The organism is Blautia sp. MSK.18.38, assembly GCF_024460535.1.
GTDB lineage: Bacteria > Bacillota > Clostridia > Lachnospirales > Lachnospiraceae > Blautia_A > Blautia_A fusiformis.
Genome location: NZ_JANFYP010000062.1, coordinates 1 through 2,777, shown reverse-complemented (window position 1 = coordinate 2,777; position 2,777 = coordinate 1). Strand labels below are relative to the sequence as shown.

Here is a 2,777-nt window from a genome sequence, read left to right as displayed (position 1 = left end):
GACAATCGTGCGACACGTTCGTAAGTGAAAAGCTTACGCACAAAGTCGAAGGGCAATTGTAGCCCGAAACTTTGGAGAACTGATATTCCGATGGGTGAAATGAGGGGGTAACGTCCCGAAGCGCCACCCTAATACTCCGAATGGCGGGGAGCATGCAACGGCTCTCTCCAAAAGTTTATAGAGCTCGGTGAAGTCGGCAGAGAGCAATCGTAAGACTGGTTTTCAGGCCAGACACGAAAGCTGTCCAGAGGTGGATGGTGTTGCCTATATGCCGGGGGTCGGATATCCATGGTGAGAATGTATGAAAATACTGACGAAATTCCGAATGTACGAGTCTAAACGTTGATGCTGTCGAAAGGCAGTACACCTTTCATGGTGGTATCTGTGGGCAAGTAAAATTGGTTGTTATGAAAGTCCATGCATCGTTACAGGCGGTGCGGTTATGCATGACCAGATACAGGCTTAGAGGAAGAACCTAAAGATATCCAATGATAGGAATATCGGAACGTGGAAAGCTGGGGACACGGAGGCGGTTGCAAGCCAGTGATGTGGTGGATGGGAATACCTTCGCGAGAGGGCAATAACCATTCTTTATTCCAGTGAGAGTAGTGGCACAGTACCTATGAAGCCGTGAATAAGTAAGCGGTGGAGGAATAGCCACAAGTCGAATTCAGCAATGAAAATGAAAACACAACAAACACAGCTTCGAGTATGACAAAGAAAATCCAAACCGAAGGGAGAGGATGCCTGTGTTGACTTCGGGGCAGCAAGAAAGGAAAAGTAAACAGAGAAAAATCCGCAACTCAGAGTATTACGACATGGAAGGTACTTTTGACAGGCTGTATGCAGAAAGTAAGAAAGATAAAACCTTCAACCATCTGATGGAAATCATCGAGAGTGAAGAAAATATCAAGCTTGCATACAGAACGATAAAGAAGAATACAGGAAGTGATACTTCGGGAGTGGATAAAAGGACGATAGCCGACCTTGCAAAGTTAAGCGAGGAAGAATACGTCCGTCTCATACGGAAACAATTCAGTAATTATCATCCACGACCCGTAAGGCGAGTGGAAATACCAAAGCCCAATGGAAAGACCAGACCGCTGGGAATTCCAACTATCGTGGATCGGATCGTACAGCAATGTATTTTGCAGGTCATGGAGCCGATATGTGAAGCAAAATTCAGTGAGAACTCCAACGGGTTCCGCCCGAACCGTTCCGCTGAGACTGCTATTGCGCAATGCATGAGGCTGATACAGGTACAGCATCTGTACCATGTGGTTGACCTCGATATTAAAGGCTTCTTTGATAATATCAGCCATACAAAGCTGATGCGTCAGATATGGGCATTGGGAATTCGGGACAAAAAGCTGCTATGCATTATAAAAGAGATGTTGAAAGCACCTGTTGTTCTGCCAAATGGGGAGAAAACATATCCCACACGGGGTACTCCGCAAGGCGGTATTTTGTCGCCATTGCTTGCAAATATCGTATTAAATGAACTGGACTGGTGGATTGCTTCCCAATGGGAACAGATGCCAACAAAGACAAAATTCAAAACGAGGAGCAATGCGCAGGGAACAGAGATTAAGAGCCACGCTTACAGGGCTCTGCGCCGGAGCAGATTAAAAGAGATGCATGCAGTTCGGTACGCAGATGATTTTAAAATTTTCTGCGCATCACATGAGGATGCCGTCAGAGCATACAAGGCAACAGAGTTATGGCTAAAGGACAGGCTGGGGCTGGAAATCAGCCCTGACAAATCCAAAGTAGTTAATCTCAAAAGACAGTATTCTGATTTTCTCGGGTTCAAGCTGAAAGTCCGTAGAAAGGGTAAGAAATATGTGGTTCGGTCTCATATGAGCGATAAAGCATACAAAAAGGCTCATGATAAAGTCTCGGAAGAAGTAAAGGAACTGGCTCATTCGTCAGATGATAATGTTCAGTTCATGCAGCTTCAGAAATACAACTCTGTAGTTGCTGGACTTCATGAATACTATTGTATTTCCACAGAAGTATCTCATGACTTCAGCAGACTTGCCTTTAGTATCAACAAACAGCTCAGAAACAGACTGAAAGGCGACTTATCCAAAAAGGGACAACTCAGAAATGGGTTCATCAAAGAAAAGTATGGAACAAGCAGACAGATGAGGTTCCTTCATGGACGTCCGGTGGTTCCACTGGGATATGTCCAGCCGAAGAACGCCCAGCATAAAAGGAAATCCATCAATAAATACACGGTCAAAGGTCGGGAACAGATTCATAAGAATCTTGCAATCGACACAGCGACGATGTTATGGCTGATGAGAAATCCTGTAAAGGGTAGAACCATTGAATATGCGGATAACCGTATTTCTTTGTATGCGGCACAGTATGGTAAATGTGCAGTGACGGGAATTCCGATGGATTCTCATGATATTCATTGCCACCATAAAGTGCCGGTAAGCAATGGTGGTTCGGATGAATACGCAAATCTAATTCTTGTCAGCAAAGAGGTTCATATCCTTATCCATGCTTCCTCAGAACCCACGATTGAGAAGTACCTGAAATCCTTAAATCTTGACAATAAACAAATAGAAAAGCTTAACAAACTTCGTAGTATGGCAGAAATGCCACCTATTATTCTTTGAATTTAATGCTGTAACGAAGTGTGTAAGTTGTGTTTAAAACCCTGGACGGCTGAATTCGATGGAGCGCCGTGTGCGGTGAAAGTCGCATGCACGGTGTGGAGCGGGGGAAAATCCGGAGATAACTTCAAAGGATTACCTATCGCTATC

1 protein-coding gene is annotated in these 2,777 nt (G+C 44.6%); it reads left to right on the top strand.

The genetic code is table 11. The features are described 5' to 3' along the window. Positions 1-743 precede the first annotated feature (743 nt). A complete protein-coding gene (gene ltrA / locus NE638_RS17615) occupies positions 744-2,630 on the top strand; it encodes a group II intron reverse transcriptase/maturase (RefSeq protein WP_096240995.1) in 1,887 nt (628 codons plus the stop codon). The last annotated feature ends 147 nt before the right edge of the window (positions 2,631-2,777 follow it).

What these genes read in the sequence shown, in the direction of transcription:
- ltrA (WP_096240995.1), top strand. Translation starts at nt 744, where the DNA reads ATGCCTGTGTTGACTTCGGGGCAGCAAGAAAGGAAAAGTAAACAGAGA.